Raw genomic sequence first — 1852 nt, 5'->3', positions numbered from 1 at the left:
CGATCAGGAGGGGTCGGCGATCAGCTTGGCCAAGAAGCGCCGCAAGGCCGCGTGGAATGACGACTATCGCGCCAAGGTCGTGTTCGGCTGAGAATTTAAACGCGCTCGCCCTGGGTCGCCCAAGATGGGGTAGGGCGCAACGGTATCTACACCAAATACTTCCTATCCACGCTGGATATTCCTGGCCTGGAGATAGAGCAGGTCTTCAAGCAGGTCGCCATCGCAGTGAACACGGAGACCAGTGGGTCACAGATCCCCTGGGTCGAGGGGGTCGTGCTCGGGCGGTTCCAGTTCCTCCCGCTTGGCGTGGACGACCTCACACCGCCGCCCCCACCACCGCCACCTGCGCATGGACATCTCCAGGTCAACGTCGACCGCCACGGCGAGGTCTGGGTGGACGGACGCCTAGCCGGTGAGGCATCCCCCGGCCAACCGTTGAATCTGCCCAATCAGACCCTTGGTGTCCACCAGATCGAAGTCAGGGCATCAGACGGTGCATCCGCGTCCGACACTCCCGCAGTCGTGGCGGATGCCTGGACCCAAGCGAATCTCTCGCTTGGGCTGCCCGTGCCACCTTTAGAGCCAATGCGGGGCGACGGCCTGCAACCCTTCCGGGTCAAACAGACCGATGATGGATTCGTGGCCATTCGCACCGATCCCACGATCGACAGCCAGGAAATCGGACGCCTCCAGGGTGGGATGCAGGTCGAATGCGGTCCACGCATCAGCGGCAGGAATTCTGGTCCAGCAAAGAATTGGCGTCACTGTCCTACCCTCGGTGGCTATGTGTATGCACCTCTGCTGAATCCTGCCGGATTTGGCGCTCAGACCCAGCACTATCGGGTCCGCGCCACCGGTGACGGCTTCGTGGCAGTCCGCTCGGAGCCATCGACTTCCAGCGGCCATCGCGTCACAAAACTCAGCACTGGAGATCGTGTCACCTGTGGTCGCTCGATCAACGGCGAAGCGCTCGGTGAAGGTCGCGAATGGCTGGATTGTCCGAGTGTGGGCGGTTGGATCTATGCTCCATTGCTCACTGGCGAATAGCCCATTGTGGATTGAACGGAGCTTGTCACATGCTGCACCGATTTTGTTTCGCCCTGACGCTGTGGTTACTTGCTCTCCATTCCTGCGGGGCCGGTGCCGCCGATTGCCAGCGAGGCAAGAGTCTTGCGGACGCCGCCCGGGCCGAACCCAATCTCCGGCACCGCATTACCCTGCTGCGCGAGTCGACGGAGCTTTGTCCAGATCCGGTCGCCATCAACGACCTGGTCATGGCCTACGTGAAGGTGGGCGATCAGTTGGCGGCGCTCAAGGTACTCATGACGGTGGAACCGGACAGCCGCAATCATGAACAGCGGGTCAAGAGACTGGCCGACCTGGCGCGCGCCTACCTGGAACAGAACCGGCTGCCGGAGGCCATCGCCTGCATCGAGACGGCAATCGACCAGGCGGCCAAACCGGCCCCGGAATGGCTGTTGGAGCTGCGCCGACGCATCGATACCCACCCCCAACGCGCCAGTCTGCGGGCGGATCAAATCAACCGCGGATTGGAGCAAGCCGGCCAACAACAGATGATTATGAATATAAAACAACGTATCGAGCGGGGTGATCCGCCCATAAGCGCCAACATAGCCGACAAGCCCTTGAAAATCAGTGGAGAGGTGCGATGTGTTAGCTTTTTGCTGCCATGCTCCACGCCCCTCAGCCCGTCGATCTTGCGTTTGAAGCGTTTCTGAAAGAATTGCCACCCGAGTACGCGACGATGGCGCGTGAGTTCAAGGCATTCGCACGCCCGCGCAAGCTCAAGACGCCGGCGCAATTGCTTCAGGTCGTGATGCTCTATTGCGGG

The 1852-nt window shown here is 61.2% G+C and carries 2 protein-coding genes; both read left to right on the top strand.

Annotation, left to right across the window (positions count from 1 at the left end; all coding sequences use genetic code 11):
• The first annotated feature begins 225 nt into the window (after window positions 1-225).
• Window positions 226-1047 (top strand): hypothetical protein, encoded by an 822-nt coding sequence (locus QZY07_RS14140; RefSeq protein WP_295403893.1) that lies wholly within the window; start codon window positions 226-228, stop codon window positions 1045-1047.
• Between the two features lie 29 nt (window positions 1048-1076).
• On the top strand, window positions 1077-1739 hold the full coding sequence (locus tag QZY07_RS14135) for a hypothetical protein (protein WP_295403891.1): 663 nt from the start codon (window positions 1077-1079) through the stop codon (window positions 1737-1739).
• Window positions 1740-1852 lie beyond the last annotated feature (113 nt).

It is taken from the genome of uncultured Thiocystis sp. (assembly GCF_903866365.1).
Classification (GTDB): Bacteria; Pseudomonadota; Gammaproteobacteria; order Chromatiales; family Chromatiaceae; genus Chromatium.
This window is presented reverse-complemented; position numbering and strand designations above follow the sequence as displayed.